Origin of the sequence: Lysinibacillus sp. Bpr_S20, from assembly GCF_023337835.1 — a bacterium.
Classification (GTDB): domain Bacteria; phylum Bacillota; class Bacilli; order Bacillales_A; family Planococcaceae; genus Lysinibacillus.
Window position 1 is genome coordinate 634,211 of the sequence record NZ_JALNLQ010000002.1, and the last position, 16,655, is coordinate 650,865.

Genomic DNA, 16,655 nt, shown 5'->3' on the forward strand with positions numbered 1-16,655 from the left:
TGAATAAAGTTAAAGGCTTTGGCAGAAATTGTCATGCTTTTCTGAGTGTGAAGATAGATATATGCTGAGGTATTAAAAGGGGCGAAATGGTTCGTTTGTGCGAACTATGAACGTCCCTTTTTTTATTTTGGAAAATAAATTTCCAAAACATTGTATTTAAGCTGAAATACTTTTGCATAAATGCCTTGAAAAAGGTACACTTAAACGGTAGAAACTATTAGGAAGGCAGATTGTTCAATGGCTATGAAAAGAAAAGGAACTATGCAGAAATCTGGCGTGCTTCCTGAAAAAGTGCGCAATCAATTCGAGCTGTTACAGCATGAATTAAATATCACATTTATTAATAAAAATTTATTGTACCAAGCATTCACGCATTCATCTTATGTGAATGAGCATCGCCGTAAATTGTTTACGGATAATGAGCGTCTTGAATTTTTAGGAGACGCAGTACTTGAACTGTCTGTTTCTAAATACCTTTTTGAGAAATACCCTAATATGAGTGAAGGTGAGTTGACGAAGCTACGAGCATCCATAGTATGTGAGCCGTCACTTGTTATCTTTGCAAATGAATTAGGATTTGGTCGCTTTGTATTACTTGGAAAAGGTGAAGAATTAACAGGTGGTCGGGAACGCCCAGCGTTACTTGCAGATGTATTTGAGTCATTTGTAGGTGCCCTTTATTTAGATCAAGGCTTACAAACGGTTGTGTGCTTTTTAGAACGAATCGTATTCCCGAAAGTAGAAGTCGGTGCTTTTTCGCATGTGATGGATTTTAAAAGTCAATTGCAAGAAATGGTACAGCAGACAAATAACGGCCTTCTTCATTATGAAATTATTGATGAAAAGGGACCTGCACATAACCGTACCTTTGTATCAAGCGTACTATTAAATGGACTAGAGCTTGGTATTGGGCGTGGGAAATCAAAAAAAGAAGCCGAGCAGCAAGCAGCGCAATGTGCAATGCGTACAATGCGAGAGCAAGCAGCAAAAGAGGAGGCTTAATAGATGTTCCTAAAACGACTCGAAGTGATTGGCTTTAAATCTTTTGCGGAGCGCATTGGAATTGATTTTGTACCCGGTGTTACAGCAGTGGTTGGACCAAATGGTAGTGGGAAAAGTAATGTCACTGATGCCATTCGTTGGGTGCTTGGGGAGCAATCGGCAAAGTCGTTACGTGGGGCAAAGATGGAAGATGTTATTTTTGCTGGTAGTGACTCACGTAAGCCGCTAAACTTTGCAGAGGTAACATTAATTTTAGATAATACAGATGAACAGCTTGCTTTTTCATATACGGAAGTCAGCGTAACAAGACGCGTATACCGTTCAGGTGATAGTGAATATTTACTCAATAACCAGCAGTGTCGCCTGAAGGATATTACGGACTTGTTTATGGACTCAGGACTTGGGAAAGAGGCCTTCTCCATTATTTCACAAGGTCGTGTCGATGAAATTTTAAATAGCCGACCTGATGATCGTCGCTCGATTTTTGAAGAGGCAGCTGGCGTGTTAAAGTATAAACTGAGAAAGAAAAAGGCAGAACATAAGCTTGTTGAAACAGACGAAAACTTGTATCGTGTTTTAGATATTTTACATGAGCTAGACAGTCGTCTAGAGCCGTTAGAAGTTCAGGCATCAAGTGCAAGAGATTATGTGCAAATGTCAACAGAGTTAAAGGATTTTGATATTGCTATCCTTGTGCACGATTTAAAAAATTGTGCACAATCTTTGCATGCTCTGAAAGCTGAATACACAGAGCTTTATGAAGCAGAGCAAAAACAAGCTCATCATATTTCTTCGATAGAAAAGCAAACTACAAGTGTTCGTAAACTTTTAAAAGAGCTAGATGATTATCTAGATACGACTCAGGCTGAGTTTGTTAATGCAACGATGGAAGTGGAACGTTGGGATGGTCGTAAAGCGTTAATGGCTGAAAAGCGACAAAATGCTTCTAATCAACTGCTTCAATTGAATACAGCATTACAAGAAGCAAAAGATGAGGTTGAAGCGCTTATAGCTCAAGAGCAAGAGAAAAAAGAATTGTTCACTGAAAAACAACAAGAGGTTTCTGAACTGAAACAAAGCATTAAGCAATTAGAACAATCTTTAAATCGCTCTGTTACTGAAATCGAACAAGAAATTGAAGAACAAAAAAATCGATATATCGACTCTTTAAACGAAGAAGCAACGGTTAAAAATGAATTAAAAAACATTGAACAACAATTAGTGCAGCAAAAAGCAATGGCGGCAAGAATGTCTGGCCAAACTGATGAAATCGGGCAAGAGCTTGCGCAAATTCTTGCGGAAAAAGAGAAGCTAGTTGTTGCTCATACTACAACAACTAACGAATTGCAGGGAAAACTAGAGCAATATGAAGCATTGCAAATACAGCTTAAAAACGTTAATGCATCATTCAATGAAAAGCAGGATATGCTGTATAAAGCTTATCAGCATCAGCAGCAACTAAAAGCTAGAAAAGATACGCTAGCTGAGCTTGAAGCGGATTTCTCTGGGTTCTTCCATGGTGTCAAAGAAATATTATTAGCACGTGATAAAGGTGAATTAGCTGGAATTGAAGGAGCCGTTGCCGAGTTAATTCAAGTGGATGGTAAGTATTCCCAAGCTATCGAAACAGCATTAGGGGCTGCCTCTCAGCATATTGTGACAACCAATGAACAATATGCTCAACAGGCAATTCGTTGGTTAAAACAAAAGCGAGCTGGACGCGCAACATTTTTACCTAAAACAGTTATCAAGTCACGGAAGATCAATCTATCTATGATTCAGCTAGCCACTGAGCACCCAGCATTTGTTCAAATGGCTGATGCACTTGTTACGTTCGATGAAAACAACCGCACAATTGTAGAAAACCTTCTTGGTAATGTTATCGTTGCATCAAGCTTAGAAGGTGCTAGCCAAATTGCTCGATTATGTGGATTTAGATATCGTGTTGTAACACTTGATGGTGATATCGTCAATGCAGGCGGTTCATTAACAGGTGGTGCAATGAAGCAACAATCTTCACTTTTTACAAGAAAAGCGGAATTAGATGGTTTAATCGTAAAGCTAGAATCATTGGAGGCATCTATTTATAGTGCTGAACAGGCTGTGTCAGCTGAAAAAGAGAAGCTTGCATCATTACGAGACAAAGTAGAACAATTAAAGCTTGACGGTGAGCAATTGAGAAAAGATGAAATACAACAGGCGAGTCGTATACGTGAGCTAGAGGTTACTGAAAAAAGCTTATCGGCACGTGTATCTTTTGCTTCTAATGAAACACAAGATGTAAAAACACGCGAAGAAGCATTGTTAGCACAAAAGGAAACGGCTACAGAGCGTTTAAATGCATTAGCAACAGAACTGTTAGAGATCAACGAAACAGTGGAACAACTAAGCAAGGTTAAGCTCCAAAGTGAGTCGGAGAAAGATGTACTTCGAGAGCAGTCAGCAGAAAAACGTTCGCAATTGGCGGTAATGCAGGAGCAAATGTCGCAAGTACAAATTGCTTCAGCAGAGATAGCACTACAATTAAACAAAGCTCGACAAAAAGTAGAAAATATTTCTCAGGAAATAATCTGGCTGCAATCTGATGAATCGACAAAAGTTTTAAGTGATGAAGAAGTGGATGAGCAGGTTGCTACATGGAAATCGAGAAGAGATTCTCTACAAGACACTATTTCTCAGAAAAAAGATGAAAAAGTAGCAAAACAACAAGAGCTTACTACTTTAGAAGAACAGCTAAAGGAGTTGCAACGTACACATAAAGGATACCTTGAAGCGATACGTGCAAATGAACTTAAGCGAAGTCGCGTAGAATTTGAAATCAATAATTTCAATGAACAGCTAGAAGAAAACTATCAGCTAACAATGGAAGAAGCCGAGGAGCTAGCCCTTGAAATTGAAGATGAAGAGCATATGCGACGTCGAGTGAAATTACTGAAGAAATCGATAGAGGAGCTAGGTCCTGTTAATTTGAGCGCTATTGAGGAATACGAACGCGTGCTTGAACGTCATTCATTTTTAACAGAGCAACGCGAGGATCTACTTGCTGCACAGGAAACATTGCATGAGGCTATTAAAGAAATGGATGAAGAAATGACGCTACGATTTAGTGAAACATTCTATGCCATTCGAGAGCAATTTAAACGCGTATTCCGTGAATTGTTTGGCGGAGGTCAGGCTGATTTGGTATTATTGGACCCTCAAAATCTGCTAGAAACAGGTATAGAAATTGTAGCACAACCACCAGGAAAAAAATTACAAAATCTGAGCTTGCTTTCGGGTGGAGAACGTGCATTAACTGCCATCGCTTTATTATTCTCTATCCTAAATATACGTCCTGTACCATTCTGTATTCTCGATGAGGTAGAGGCGGCTTTAGACGAGGCGAATGTTGTTCGATATAGCCAATATTTGAAAAAATTCAGCCGTCATACGCAGTTTATTGTGATTACACATCGTAAGGGAACGATGGAGGGCGCAGATGTGTTGTATGGTATTACAATGCAGGAATCTGGTGTTTCTAAACTTGTATCAGTAAAATTAGAAGATGAACCCGTACTTGCGGAGCAAAGGAGCGAACAAGCATGAGTTTTTTTAAACGTTTAAAAGATAAATTGGTAGGCAACCCCACCGAGGAAGAAAAAGTAGTAGCAATGAACGAAGAAGAAGCTACTGAACAGGAGCAAGACGACGTAACAGTGCCTGCTCAAATTGAAAAAGTAGAGGAAGTTTCTGTAACGGAAAGCCCAATTGAAACAGAAATTCCTGGAACAATAGAAGACCAAGAACAACAAGAAGTTGCGATTGTGGAAGAACCTGAAGTGGAGAAAAAACCTTCTGCATGGTCTATTACACAAAAGTTCAAGGCTGGACTAGAAAAAACGCGTAATTCCTTTACTTCTAAAGTAAACGACTTGGTTGCTCGTTATCGAAAAGTGGACGAAGATTTCTTTGAGGAATTAGAAGACTTATTATTACAGGCAGACGTTGGCTTTGAAACAGTAATGGAGCTAATGGACAAATTACGCTTCGAGGTTCAGCGTAAAAATATCAAAGATACAAATGGTATTCAGGCGATTATTTCTGAAAAACTTGTAGAAATTTATGAGCAAGGAGAAGAAGATTTAATCGAGCTTAATATGCAACCTAAAGATGAGCTTACTGTCATTTTATTCGTTGGGGTAAACGGTGTTGGGAAAACGACAACCATCGGTAAACTTGCCCATCGTTTAAAATCACAAGGTAAAACAGTTGTTTTAGCGGCAGGTGATACTTTCCGTGCTGGTGCCATTGATCAGTTACAAGTATGGGGAGACCGTGTCGGCTGTGAAGTGATTAAACAATCAGAAGGATCAGATCCAGCGGCGGTTATGTATGATGCAATTCGTGCGGCGAAAAATCGGAAAGCAGATGTGTTAATTTGTGATACAGCAGGCCGCCTGCAAAACAAAGTAAACTTAATGAATGAGCTTGAAAAAGTTCATCGAGTAATCTCTCGAGAGGTACCGAATGCTCCACATGAAGTACTGTTAGCATTAGATGCAACAACAGGTCAAAATGCACTTGTCCAAGCTCAAACATTTAAGGAAGCTACAAATGTGACAGGGATTGTTTTAACAAAACTTGATGGTACTGCAAAAGGCGGTATTGTTCTTGCTATTCGAAATAAATTACACATCCCTGTGAAGTTTGTAGGTCTTGGTGAACAAATGGATGATTTACAACCATTCGATGCAGAACGCTATGTGTATGGCTTATTTGCGGATGGTTTAGATAAAGAATTACAAAATAATGAGGATTAGGTTTCATCCCCAAAGGTTGTAGATGACTTTTATTAAAACGTATACTATGTAAATAAGTTGATTGGAGTGAAGGCTGGACGCCCCCAGGAAGCTCTGTGCGAAAGCGAAGCGACAGCAACAAATGTTTTATCTGTGCGAAAGCGAAGCGACAGCAACAAATGTTTTCTGTAGCGAAAGCAAAGCGTCAGCTATAAAGCGCCCAGTCGGAACGGAAATCAACCACACGTTTTGGTGATAGTCCGAGGATCAACATTTGAGTAAGTAAATTTGTAATTGCGCTCGTCTGTGCAGGTGAATCGCATTGTTTAAAAGAGAAATACTAGCTATAGGTGAAAAACACCTAAAAAGCAGTTAATTAAGGCTTTTAGACAAGGAGATTACCTTGACACAGACGGGCGCTTTTCGTTATGATACAAGGGACTAATAACGGGAGGAGAAACATTCGATGCTACTTGAAAAAACAACACGCATGAACTTTCTCTTCGACTTTTATCAAGCATTATTAACAGATAAGCAACGAAGTTATATGGAACTATATTATTTAGATGATCACTCGCTTGGAGAAATCGCTGAATCGTATGGAGTTTCACGCCAAGCTGTTTATGATAATATTCGTCGAACAGAAGCGATGCTTGAAGAATATGAAGAAAAACTATGTTTATTGGAAAAATTCCAACAACGTACACAAATGCTTGCGCAGCTAACAACAGGGATTACTGAAAAAAGTATGACGGTTGAAGAGCAGCTGGCGCTTATAGAACAGTTGAAAGAATGGGATTAGGAGGCGAAAGCAATGGCTTTTGAAGGATTAGCGGAACGACTCCAAGGAACGATCCAAAAGATTAAAGGTAAAGGTAAAGTATCGGAACAAGACGTTAAAGAAATGATGCGAGAAGTCCGATTTGCTTTAATCGAGGCGGATGTTAACTTAAAAGTAGTCAAAGAATTCGTTAAAAAGGTCAGTGAACGTGCTGTCGGTGTGGATGTTATGCAAAGCTTAACACCAGGTCAGCAAGTTATTAAAATCGTACAAGACGAGTTAACAGAATTAATGGGTGGCGAGCAAAGCCCAATCAAATTTAATACTAAGCCACCAACTGTTATTATGATGGTCGGTTTACAAGGTGCCGGGAAAACAACAACTACTGGTAAATTAGCAAATGTATTACGTAAAAAATATAATCGTAAGCCATTACTAGTTGCTGCAGACGTGTATCGCCCAGCGGCTGTTCAACAGCTACAAACATTAGGAAAGCAGTTATCCCTACCTGTTTTTGCGTTAGGAACTGATGTATCTCCAGTAGAAATTGCACGACAGGCAATTGAGTTGGCCAAAGAAGAACATCATGATGTTGTGATCATCGATACAGCTGGGCGCTTGCATATCGATGAAGAATTAATGCAGGAATTAAAAGATATTCGTGCATTAAAAGAACCGGATGAAGTGTTCCTAGTTGTAGATGCTATGACAGGTCAGGATGCTGTAAACGTGGCAGAAAGTTTTAATGAAGCAATCGGCATTACAGGGGTTGTTTTAACAAAACTTGATGGTGATACACGTGGTGGTGCGGCGTTATCAATTCGTTCCGTTACACAGAAGCCGATTAAATTCGTCGGTATGGGTGAAAAGATGGATGCGCTCGAACCTTTCCATCCTGAGCGTATGGCGTCTCGTATATTAGGTATGGGTGACGTTTTATCGCTTATTGAAAAAGCTCAGGCAAATGTTGACGAAGCAAAGGCTAAAGAACTAGAAGAAAAATTTAAAACGCAGAGTTTTACGTTTGATGACTTTGTTGAACAATTGCAGCAAGTAAAGAAAATGGGTCCGCTTGACGAGATTTTGAAAATGATACCAGGTGCCGGCAAAATCAAAGGCTTAGACAATGTTAAAGTTGATGATAAGCAAATGGGCCGCGTAGAAGCGATTATTTATTCGATGACACCAGCTGAAAAGACGAATCCAGAAATCATTAATGGTAGCCGTAAAAAGCGCATAGCGAAGGGTTCAGGGACGTCAATTCAAGAGGTAAATCGATTAATAAAGCAATTTGATGAAATGAAAAAAATGATGAAGCAAATGACAGGCATGGCAAGTGGCAAAGGTAAGAAAAAGATGAAACTACCAGGCTTTGATTCATTGTTTAAATAATAATTTATAGGTGTTAAGAAAAAACACTTTACAAACAACCTAAACATTGATAATATACTATCTTGTGTGAAACTTATTCGGAGGTGCTATTAAAATGGCAGTTAAAATTCGCTTAAAACGTATGGGAGCTAAAAAATCTCCTTTCTATCGTATCGTAGTTGCAGACGCTCGTTCACCACGTGACGGTCGTTCAATCGAAACAGTTGGTACTTACAACCCACTAACTAAACCAGCTACTGTAAACATCGATGAAGAGAAAGCTCTTAAATGGTTAACTGACGGTGCAAAACCATCAGATACAGTACGTAACTTGTTCTCAGAACAAGGTATCATGGAAAAATTCCATAACCAAAAATTCAGTAAATAATCGGGGGCGACGTCTTTGAAGCAGCTGATTGAAGCAATCGTTTTACCGTTAGTCGATTATCCAGAAGAAGTTCGTATAGAGACGGATGAAAATGCAAATCGAATTGTTTATAAACTTTTTGTTCATCCAGAGGATCGAGGGAAAGTCATAGGCAAGCAAGGGCGAGTAGCGAAAGCGATTCGTACAATTGTTTATTCAGCGGCGGGTAGTCACCATCAAAAAAAGACCTACGTCGATATATTGGATTGATAGAAAAGATTTTCACGCTCTTTTACATGCGACAAGCACTGGAGAGTCCTAATAGGTATGTTTACATGCGGTTAGGAATTTAAAGTGGCCTTGAGGTAAAGCGTAAAATCTGGACTAAAAAGGAAGGAGCTTGCCAGTTCCTTCCTTTTTTCATTATCATAATTACATGGAGAGATTATTGAACATAATGACATTGAGGAAAACAAGTCAACGTCAAAGTTAAAACTCCATCCACCAAGAGTTAATCTGCTTTTGTAGGTGAAAGGTGAGAGAAAAGTCACTTTTTAATCGGTTAGCAAGTAGCTTGATGGGGATGAGATGTTTTAACATTTTTTATCTTCATTCAGTAAAAACTCCCGCCTCTTAAGGTGGTGAGATGAATAAGGTGTAATTCCTTTTCAGTGGATGTCAAGCACCTGCTGAAATAGAGGAACTTAGTCTAAGAACGCCACATCCTGTGGCATTTTATCTGTGCGAAAGCGAAGCGACAGCAACAATGAATGATCGACCAACATCGTGTTGCTGCCGCTGTGTTAACACTACGCTTTCGTATAAAAAACATCTGTTGGCCCAAAGCCTCTGGCGGATGTCATGGATTTTGAACGGAATAGGTGTTAGGCTAAAATATTCGCATCTGCGAAAGCGGCTAACTGACCGACATCGTGTCGGTCATTGTGCAGGCCTGAGCACAATTCAAAATCTGGACGAAATTACGCCAAGGCGAAATTGATACGAGGTGAGATTTGAATGGAATGGTTTAATGTAGGTCGTATTGTCAATACACACGGTATTCGTGGTGAGGTACGTGTGTTATCAACAACAGATTTCGAAGATGAGCGCTTCGAAGTTGGAAATAAGCTTGCAGCATTTAAAAAAGACGATAAAAAACCAACGTGGGTAACAATTGAATCAATGCGTCGTCATAAAAATTTTATTTTATTGACTTTTGAAGGAATGAATAACATCAATCTTGTTGAGCATTTCAAAGAAGGAATGCTTAAAATTACAAAAGATCAAATGACAGAGGATTTATTAGAGGAAAATGAATTTTTCTACCATGAAATCATTGGCTGTACAGTTGTTTCTGAAGAAGGCGAAACAATCGGAGCGGTGATCGACATTCTTCAAACAGGTGCAAACGATGTATGGGTAGTCAAGGGCGCTAAAAAAGAGCACTACATCCCATATATCGAGGATATCGTCAAGGAAATTGACGTAGATGAGAAGAAAATAGTGATACACGTAATGGAAGGTCTGCTATGATGAATATTCATGTGTTAAGTTTATTTCCGGATATGTTTACAGGCGTCTTTGGTGCATCCATATTAAAGAAAGCGCAGGAAAAAGGTGCTGTAAATCTGGAAGTAACTGATATTCGTGGATTTTCGGGTAATAAGCATAATCAAGTAGACGATTATCCATATGGTGGTGGTGCGGGAATGGTGTTAAAACCAGAGCCGATGTTTAGCGCAGTAGAGGCCATCACTGAAGGAAAAAATCCTCGGATTATTTTGATGTGTCCACAAGGTGAGCGCTTTACGCAAAAAAAAGCAGAAGAGCTAGCTCAAGAAAAAGAACTAGTATTTTTATGTGGCCATTACGAAGGTTATGATGAACGCATTCGTCAGCATCTTGTTACAGATGAGATTTCAATTGGAGATTTCGTATTAACGGGTGGAGAGCTAGGGGCTATGACGGTTATAGATAGCGTTGTACGACTTCTACCGGGGGTTTTAGGACAAGCAGATTCCCACATACAAGATTCGTTCTCAACGGGCCTCCTAGAGCATCCACATTATACACGTCCTGCTGAGTTTCGCGGGATGAAAGTACCTGATGTTTTACTATCAGGTAATCATGCAAGGATTGAGCAATGGCGTGCGGAAGAATCTCTGAAACGAACATTCGAGCGTCGCCCGGATTTACTTGAGAATTATCCATTAACAGACAAGCAAAAATTGTATTTAGAAAAACTTAAAAACAATAATAAAGATGCTTGATTGCTATCTATATTTATGATAACATCTATTCTGTACTTCTATGTGAAGTACTGAATTACGGTGTTCCGCTGTGGCATAGATTGCGTGCAAGAGCATCTGTCTAAGGAGAGAAAAACAATGTCAAACATTATTACAGAGATTACAAAAGCTCAGCTTCGCACTGATCTACCAACTTTCCGTCCTGGTGATACTGTTAAGGTACACGTGAAAGTAGTAGAGGGTACTCGTGAACGTATCCAAGTATACGAAGGTGTAGTAATTAAACGTCGTGGTGGCGGTATTAGCGAAACTTTCACAGTTCGTAAAATTTCTTATGGTGTAGGTGTTGAACGTACATTCCCTGTACACACACCAAAAATCGCTAACTTAGAAGTTGTACGTCGTGGTAAAGTACGTCGTGCTAAACTTTACTACCTACGTAACCTACGTGGTAAAGCTGCTCGTATTAAAGAAATTCGATAATTATGACTTAAAAGTGAGGGGCTTGTGCAACAAGCCTCTTTTCTTTTTGCTTGTCATCTTAAATAGCTATCAACTAAAATGAGGATAGACAAGGGGGCAAATCTCAATGGAAAAACAAGTGAAGGAAAAGAATGAACTATGGGAATGGACAAAGGCGCTTCTAATTGCATTTGCGATTGCAGCAATTATTCGTTATTTTTTATTTACACCCATTGCAGTAGATGGCCAATCCATGATGCCAACCCTTGAAGATGGCGACCGTATGATTGTGAATAAAATTGGTTATAAAATAGGTGAACCAAAACGCTTTGATATTGTTGTATTCCATGCTCCTGAGAAGAAAAACTATATTAAACGTGTTATCGGGCTACCAGGAGAGACTTTGGAATATAAAAATGATCAATTATACATTAACGGTGAACCGATTGATGAACCGTATTTAGATGCCTACAAATCAGAAATTACAGAAGGTACTTTAACCGAGGATTTTACGTTAAAAGACATTGATGTAAACCTAAAAGATAATGTAATTCCGGAAGGCTATGTGTTCGTTATGGGAGATAATCGTCGATACAGTAAGGACAGTCGTATTATTGGAGTCGTCGATCAGAAAGAGATTATTGGTAATACAAGTCTGATTTTCTGGCCGTTTAGTGAAATTAAAATTGTAAAGTAATTCTTGAAAGGGAGAGATCAATTATGCCTTGGCATAATTGCGTCTGGAATCGGCTTTGTGCTTAGGCCTGCATGACGCAGGTCAGTTAGCCGTTATCGCATGGATGCGATGATTTTAGGCTAACATCCTCTGTGAACTCCTTTCCGATTCCATGACACCCGTCGGAGGCTTTAACTTCTTTCAGCAGGCGTTTGGACACCTGCTGAAAGAAGTTAAAACTCCCTTTTTCTTTTAGTTTAGGAGGTATAGATATGACTATACAATGGTTTCCAGGGCATATGGCAAAGGCTCGCAGGGAAGTAACAGAAAAATTAAAGCTAGTTGATATTATATTTGAATTAATAGATGCTCGTTTACCTCTATCTTCACGAAATCCGATGATAGATGAAGTGATTAATCAAAAACCGCGTCTCCTTATCTTAAATAAGTCAGATATGGCAGATGAACATGAAACACGTAAATGGGTTGAATACTTTGCACAAAAGGGTCATAAGGCAGTAGCAATCAATTCCCTTGAAGGTAAAGGATTACAGCAGGTTACAAAGGCTGCTCAAGAAATATTAAAAGAAAAATTTGAGCGTATGAAGTCACGTGGGATGAAGCCAAGAGCCATTCGTGCAATGATTGTTGGGATTCCTAACGTAGGGAAATCGACGCTAATTAATCGCCTAGCAAAGAAAAATATAGCAAAAACGGGGAATACCCCAGGGGTTACTAAGGCTCAGCAATGGATAAAGGTTGGTAAAGAGCTTGAGTTACTTGATACACCAGGTATTTTATGGCCAAAATTTGAAGATCAAGAAGTAGGTTTTAAATTAGCCTTGACTGGTGCTATAAAGGATACAATAACGAATATGGAAGATTTAGCTGTTTATGGTCTACGCTTTTTATCCACTCATTATCCGTCACGAATGGAAGAACGCTATGGCTTACAGTTTATCCATGAAGATTTAGTAGATACCTTCGATCATATTGGTAAACTTCGTCGTGTTTTCGGTCCTGGAGGAGAAATCGATTATGATCAAGTAGCTCAACTAATCGTACGTGATATTCGTGGGTTACAATTAGGCAAGCTAACATTTGACTTTGTTGACGAACAACTTGAAAAAGAAACAGAGCAGCAATAAAGAAAACTGTCATACTCACGCCAGAAATCGTGAGCATGACAGTTTTTCTTTTAGGAATACTTATTCTTGCCGATATAGGATATAGAACGAGAAAAAGAAGCAAAAATATTTTTGAATCAATAGGAGCTTTTCATTATAAAGTAGGATTACTTTCCGTTTCAACTGGGCGCTTGGTAGCTACCGCTTCGCTCTCGCTACAGCAAACATCCGTTGGACGAAAGCCTCTGGCGGATGTCACGGAATAATTACCGAGGTATAATTGATCTGATGAACCAAAAAGGGAGTAAATAGATGAAAACGATTAAAGAAATTACTGCAGCATTGAAGGAAGCGGAGGGATGGCAGGACTGGATGACAGGGGTAGCAACTGATGAACGTACAGGTGTGCAAAAGGCTTGGCAAAGCTGGAATAAGCGCCAAGAGAAAAAACAACAGTTACTCCAGGATCATCAAGCGAAAGTCAATTTTGACCAAAGTTATGGCGGAGAAGATACCTTAATCGCAGGGGTAGATGAAGCAGGGCGTGGACCGTTAGCAGGGCCAGTAGTAACAGCCGCTGTTATTTTACCAACAAACTGTGAGGCTCTAGTCGGATTAAATGATTCAAAGCAATTATCAAAAGATAAACGCAATGCCTATGCGGCTTTAATAAAGGAACATGCATTAAGCTATTTTATCCATTTTCAATCGGCACAACAAATTGATAATTTGAATATTTACGAAGCGACGAAGCAGTCGATGAAGACAAGTGTAGAATCGTTATCTATTAAACCTAATTATGTATTAGTTGATGCTATGACGCTACCAATATCTATTCCACAGGATCCAATTATTAAAGGGGATGCGAAAAGCTTAGCTATTGCAGCTGCATCGATATTGGCGAAAACGGCTCGAGATGACTATATGGATCAATTAGATGAAGAATTTCCTATGTATGGTTTTGCTCAGCATGCAGGTTATGGAACAAAGCAGCATTTAATAGCACTTGAAGAGTTCGGACCAACTATTCATCATCGCAAGTCATTTGAACCGATAAAGTCAATGCTTTAAAGAATTTTGAAAACAGAATACGAAAAATAAGAGGCACATCACCTAAAGTTCAGCATGCTATTTGATAAAACGTATATCATGTGGATAAGTTGATTGGAGCGGAGACTGGGCGACTCCTTGGGGATCAGCGAGAGGGGAACGAAGGCTAAAACCATCACATCCTGTGATAACGCCTTCGTGACCAACATCCTGCTGTTGCTGTCGCTGCGTTTTCGCACAAGCAAAACCCTCTGCTGCCGCTGCGTTAACACTACGCTTTCGCGCAAAAAACATCTGTTGCCCCGACGCCCCCAGGAAGCTCTGCTCTGCGCGAAAGCGAAGCGTCAGCAACAAAGCGCCCAGTCGGAGCGGAAATCAACCCTATGCTATGGTGAAGAACATGAGCGAAAAATAAAAAGCCAATTACGCCAAGAAGTAATTGAGGAAAGGAGTATGTATATGACAGCCACATCTTTTAATCCGATTCAAATGCAACAAACTGCTTCAACCTCCGTTAATCAGCCACTCACTTTAAAACAAGGTCAAGTTTTTCAAGGAACCATCAAGCAATTATATCCAGATCAAATGGCAGAAATACAAGTTGGACACCAAAAGTTTGTTGCTAAACTTGAAGTCCCGCTAAAAGCAGGTGACAGCCATTTCTTTCAAGTAACGGGTACAAGCCCGCAAACAGAACTAAAAGTTGCTACAGGTCCTATGGCACAAACGGCTACCCAAGGTCAACAAATTAATCAGTTACTGGAGTCAATGAATTTACCAAAAACAGCGGAAATGCAGCAGCTTTTAGCTCATTTTATGAAAGCTCAGCTGCCAATTTCAAAAGAACAGCTAATGCAGGCAGAAGTTTGGTTAAAGGCTTTACCGGAGGGCGTTAATAAAATAGATGCCTTACAAGCCATTCAAAAAATGGTGGAGTTAAAAATGCCAATGACAAATGATGTTTTTCAAGCTCTTATTAGCGGACAAAAAACTGCTGGCATGGTTTCCGTAATGGAAAACTTTACACAACTTTTAACGAAGGATATAGCTTTACCAGAAATGCTAAAGCAAAATTTAATGCAGCAGGTACAGGCAATTGCGAAGCCTTTTGAAGTAGAAACAGGTGGTTTAGTACTTGCTAAACCCATCCAAATATTAACTAATAATACTGCTTCTATGAGTGAAAAGATTCAAGCCTTGAATATTTTAAAGGAGGCAGGGATACTTCCACAGCAGGCAACCTTGCAAAATTGGTCTAGCTTAAGCGATGTAAAGTCTATGCCGTCAAATCCGCTGCAACAGGCTGGACAAGTTATTCAAACAATTTTAACGACAAAATCTGACAATATCAATCATCTTGTAGACCAGCTTAAATCATGGACTGCGAATCAAAGCTTATTAACCAACGAACAAAAGCAGTCCGCCAATCAACTGATCGATCGCTTTAATCAGCTACCTGCAACTAAACAAACTCTAGAAATTTTTGCAAAACAAATGCAAGAACAACTTATAAAGGCGTTTGCAGAAAATTCCTCGGGGCGTTTATTTACACAAGATGCCAATGCTCTTTCGGTGAAAGACCATTTATTATCACTTATAAAGCATGAAGCAACCACTCCGCTACAAAACGAAGCATTCATGCGAAATCTTATGAGAAATAGTGTTGAATCACCGCAATCCATGATTCAGCAGATCGTTACTCAAGCAGATGCCCATGTACAAAATTCTATGGACAGTAAAGCAATGGAGCATGCACTTAAAACGGTTTTAAAAAACCTAGGAGTTAGCTATGAAGCGACACTTAGTGATAAGTCAACAGATATGCAGCAGATTGCACATCAATTAAAACCGCAGCTACATACATTATTGCAAGAAACACATATTGCTCCCCAGCTAAAGGAAGCAGCAGAAATGTTAATGACACGTATGAACGGTATGCAGTTAGCATCAGGCGAGAATGGTCATCAGCATCAGCTTATTATGCAAGTACCATTAGAATTCTTCGGCAAGAAAATGGATGCCACATTACAGTGGAATGGACGCATGAAGAAAGACGGTAAAATTGATGCGAATTACGCGCGGATATTATTTTATTTACAAATGGAATCTATGAAAGAAACGGTTATTGATATGCAGGTTCAAAATCGTGTAGTTTCTGTGACAGTTTTTAATGAAAATGATGATATCATTCCGCTTGCAGAACCACTAAAAGCAGCGTTAAAAATAGGTTTAGCTGAAAAAGAATATCAACTTTCAGGCGTTTTTATTAAGCAATTTGAAAAAGCCCAACCTGCAAAAACAACCCCTGTAGTAGAACAGCAGGAGGAACATAGTGGGGTGGATTTTCGCGTATGAGTGAAGAAAAATTTACTCGAAAAGAGGCTATTGCTCTCACTTATAAGTTAGGCAGTTTTGATAGTCCAACAGTAGTAGCGAAAGGAAAAGGCAAAATAGCAGAAAATATATTAGCGCGCGCGAATGAGCATGATGTCCCTATTTATGAGGATCCAAACCTTGTTCAATTACTTGGACAATTAGATTTAAATGAGTCAATCCCAGAAGAATTGTATGAAGCTGTTGCTGAAGTTTTTGCATTTATTTATCGATTAGATCAACAATATGCTCAAAAATATAGAAAAAACGAATAATTCTGATTATCATAAAACTCTGTTTTAGTACACAAAGCAGAAAAAAGCGTCATATTAATAGATAAAAAACGAATAAGAGACAAGGTATAGACTTTATCAGAATCTTTCGTTAGAATAGATTATGTTAGTAAAACAATTTTGCAA

The 16,655-nt window shown here is 39.2% G+C and carries 16 protein-coding genes; 15 read left to right on the top strand and 1 reads right to left on the bottom strand.

Going from position 1 to position 16,655, the window contains the following annotated elements:
- Positions 1 to 237 precede the first annotated feature (237 nt).
- The 13 genes from rnc to MWJ95_RS07520 all read left to right on the top strand — a co-directional run bounded on the left by rnc (position 238) and on the right by MWJ95_RS07520 (position 13,884).
- Positions 238 to 1,002, top strand: coding sequence for a ribonuclease III (gene rnc / locus MWJ95_RS07460; RefSeq protein ID WP_283164636.1), 765 nt, complete (start codon positions 238 to 240; stop codon positions 1,000 to 1,002).
- A 3-nt stretch (positions 1,003 to 1,005) separates the two neighbouring features.
- A complete protein-coding gene (gene smc / locus MWJ95_RS07465; protein WP_249073157.1) occupies positions 1,006 to 4,587 on the top strand; it encodes a chromosome segregation protein SMC in 3,582 nt (1,193 codons plus the stop codon).
- Positions 4,584 to 5,801: a signal recognition particle-docking protein FtsY gene (gene ftsY / locus MWJ95_RS07470; RefSeq protein ID WP_249073156.1), complete on the top strand. Its 1,218-nt coding sequence runs from the start codon at positions 4,584 to 4,586 to the stop codon at positions 5,799 to 5,801. The genes smc and ftsY overlap by 4 nt, the downstream gene beginning before the upstream one ends.
- A gap of 445 nt (positions 5,802 to 6,246) precedes the next feature.
- Entirely contained in the window at positions 6,247 to 6,582 is a 336-nt protein-coding gene (locus tag MWJ95_RS07475; RefSeq protein ID WP_249073155.1) for a putative DNA-binding protein, read from the top strand.
- A gap of 12 nt (positions 6,583 to 6,594) precedes the next feature.
- Positions 6,595 to 7,953 carry a signal recognition particle protein gene (ffh, locus tag MWJ95_RS07480; protein ID WP_249073154.1) on the top strand — a complete coding sequence of 453 codons (1,359 nt, stop codon included), beginning with the start codon at positions 6,595 to 6,597 and terminating at the stop codon, positions 7,951 to 7,953.
- A 94-nt stretch (positions 7,954 to 8,047) separates the two neighbouring features.
- Complete coding sequence (rpsP, locus tag MWJ95_RS07485; RefSeq protein ID WP_049668417.1) at positions 8,048 to 8,320, top strand: 30S ribosomal protein S16; 273 nt, start codon at positions 8,048 to 8,050, stop codon at positions 8,318 to 8,320.
- A gap of 15 nt (positions 8,321 to 8,335) precedes the next feature.
- Entirely contained in the window at positions 8,336 to 8,569 is a 234-nt protein-coding gene (locus MWJ95_RS07490; protein ID WP_004269410.1) for a KH domain-containing protein, read from the top strand.
- A 747-nt stretch (positions 8,570 to 9,316) separates the two neighbouring features.
- Positions 9,317 to 9,832 (top strand): ribosome maturation factor RimM, encoded by a 516-nt coding sequence (gene rimM, locus MWJ95_RS07495; protein WP_249073153.1) that lies wholly within the window; start codon positions 9,317 to 9,319, stop codon positions 9,830 to 9,832.
- Positions 9,832 to 10,569: a tRNA (guanosine(37)-N1)-methyltransferase TrmD gene (trmD, locus tag MWJ95_RS07500; protein WP_249104934.1), complete on the top strand. Its 738-nt coding sequence runs from the start codon at positions 9,832 to 9,834 to the stop codon at positions 10,567 to 10,569. The genes rimM and trmD overlap by 1 nt, the downstream gene beginning before the upstream one ends.
- Positions 10,570 to 10,686: 117 nt before the next feature.
- Complete coding sequence (rplS, locus tag MWJ95_RS07505; protein WP_010858422.1) at positions 10,687 to 11,031, top strand: 50S ribosomal protein L19; 345 nt, start codon at positions 10,687 to 10,689, stop codon at positions 11,029 to 11,031.
- A gap of 106 nt (positions 11,032 to 11,137) precedes the next feature.
- Entirely contained in the window at positions 11,138 to 11,707 is a 570-nt protein-coding gene (lepB, locus tag MWJ95_RS07510) for a signal peptidase I (protein WP_249073152.1), read from the top strand.
- A 251-nt stretch (positions 11,708 to 11,958) separates the two neighbouring features.
- Positions 11,959 to 12,834 (top strand): ribosome biogenesis GTPase YlqF, encoded by an 876-nt coding sequence (ylqF, locus tag MWJ95_RS07515; RefSeq protein ID WP_249073151.1) that lies wholly within the window; start codon positions 11,959 to 11,961, stop codon positions 12,832 to 12,834.
- 291 nt (positions 12,835 to 13,125) lie between these two features.
- Positions 13,126 to 13,884 carry a ribonuclease HII gene (locus MWJ95_RS07520; RefSeq protein ID WP_249104896.1) on the top strand — a complete coding sequence of 253 codons (759 nt, stop codon included), beginning with the start codon at positions 13,126 to 13,128 and terminating at the stop codon, positions 13,882 to 13,884.
- Positions 13,885 to 13,941: 57 nt separating this feature from the next.
- Here MWJ95_RS07520 and MWJ95_RS07525 read toward each other — a convergent pair whose 3' ends face one another.
- Complete coding sequence (locus tag MWJ95_RS07525) at positions 13,942 to 14,157, bottom strand: hypothetical protein (RefSeq protein ID WP_249104898.1); 216 nt, start codon at positions 14,155 to 14,157, stop codon at positions 13,942 to 13,944.
- 165 nt (positions 14,158 to 14,322) lie between these two features.
- Between MWJ95_RS07525 and MWJ95_RS07530 the strand changes: the two genes are divergently transcribed.
- Both MWJ95_RS07530 and MWJ95_RS07535 read left to right on the top strand, forming a co-directional pair.
- Positions 14,323 to 16,218, top strand: coding sequence for a hypothetical protein (locus MWJ95_RS07530; protein ID WP_249104900.1), 1,896 nt, complete (start codon positions 14,323 to 14,325; stop codon positions 16,216 to 16,218).
- Positions 16,215 to 16,511 (top strand): EscU/YscU/HrcU family type III secretion system export apparatus switch protein, encoded by a 297-nt coding sequence (locus MWJ95_RS07535; RefSeq protein WP_249073147.1) that lies wholly within the window; start codon positions 16,215 to 16,217, stop codon positions 16,509 to 16,511. Before MWJ95_RS07530 ends, MWJ95_RS07535 begins: the two co-directional genes overlap by 4 nt.
- Positions 16,512 to 16,655 lie beyond the last annotated feature (144 nt).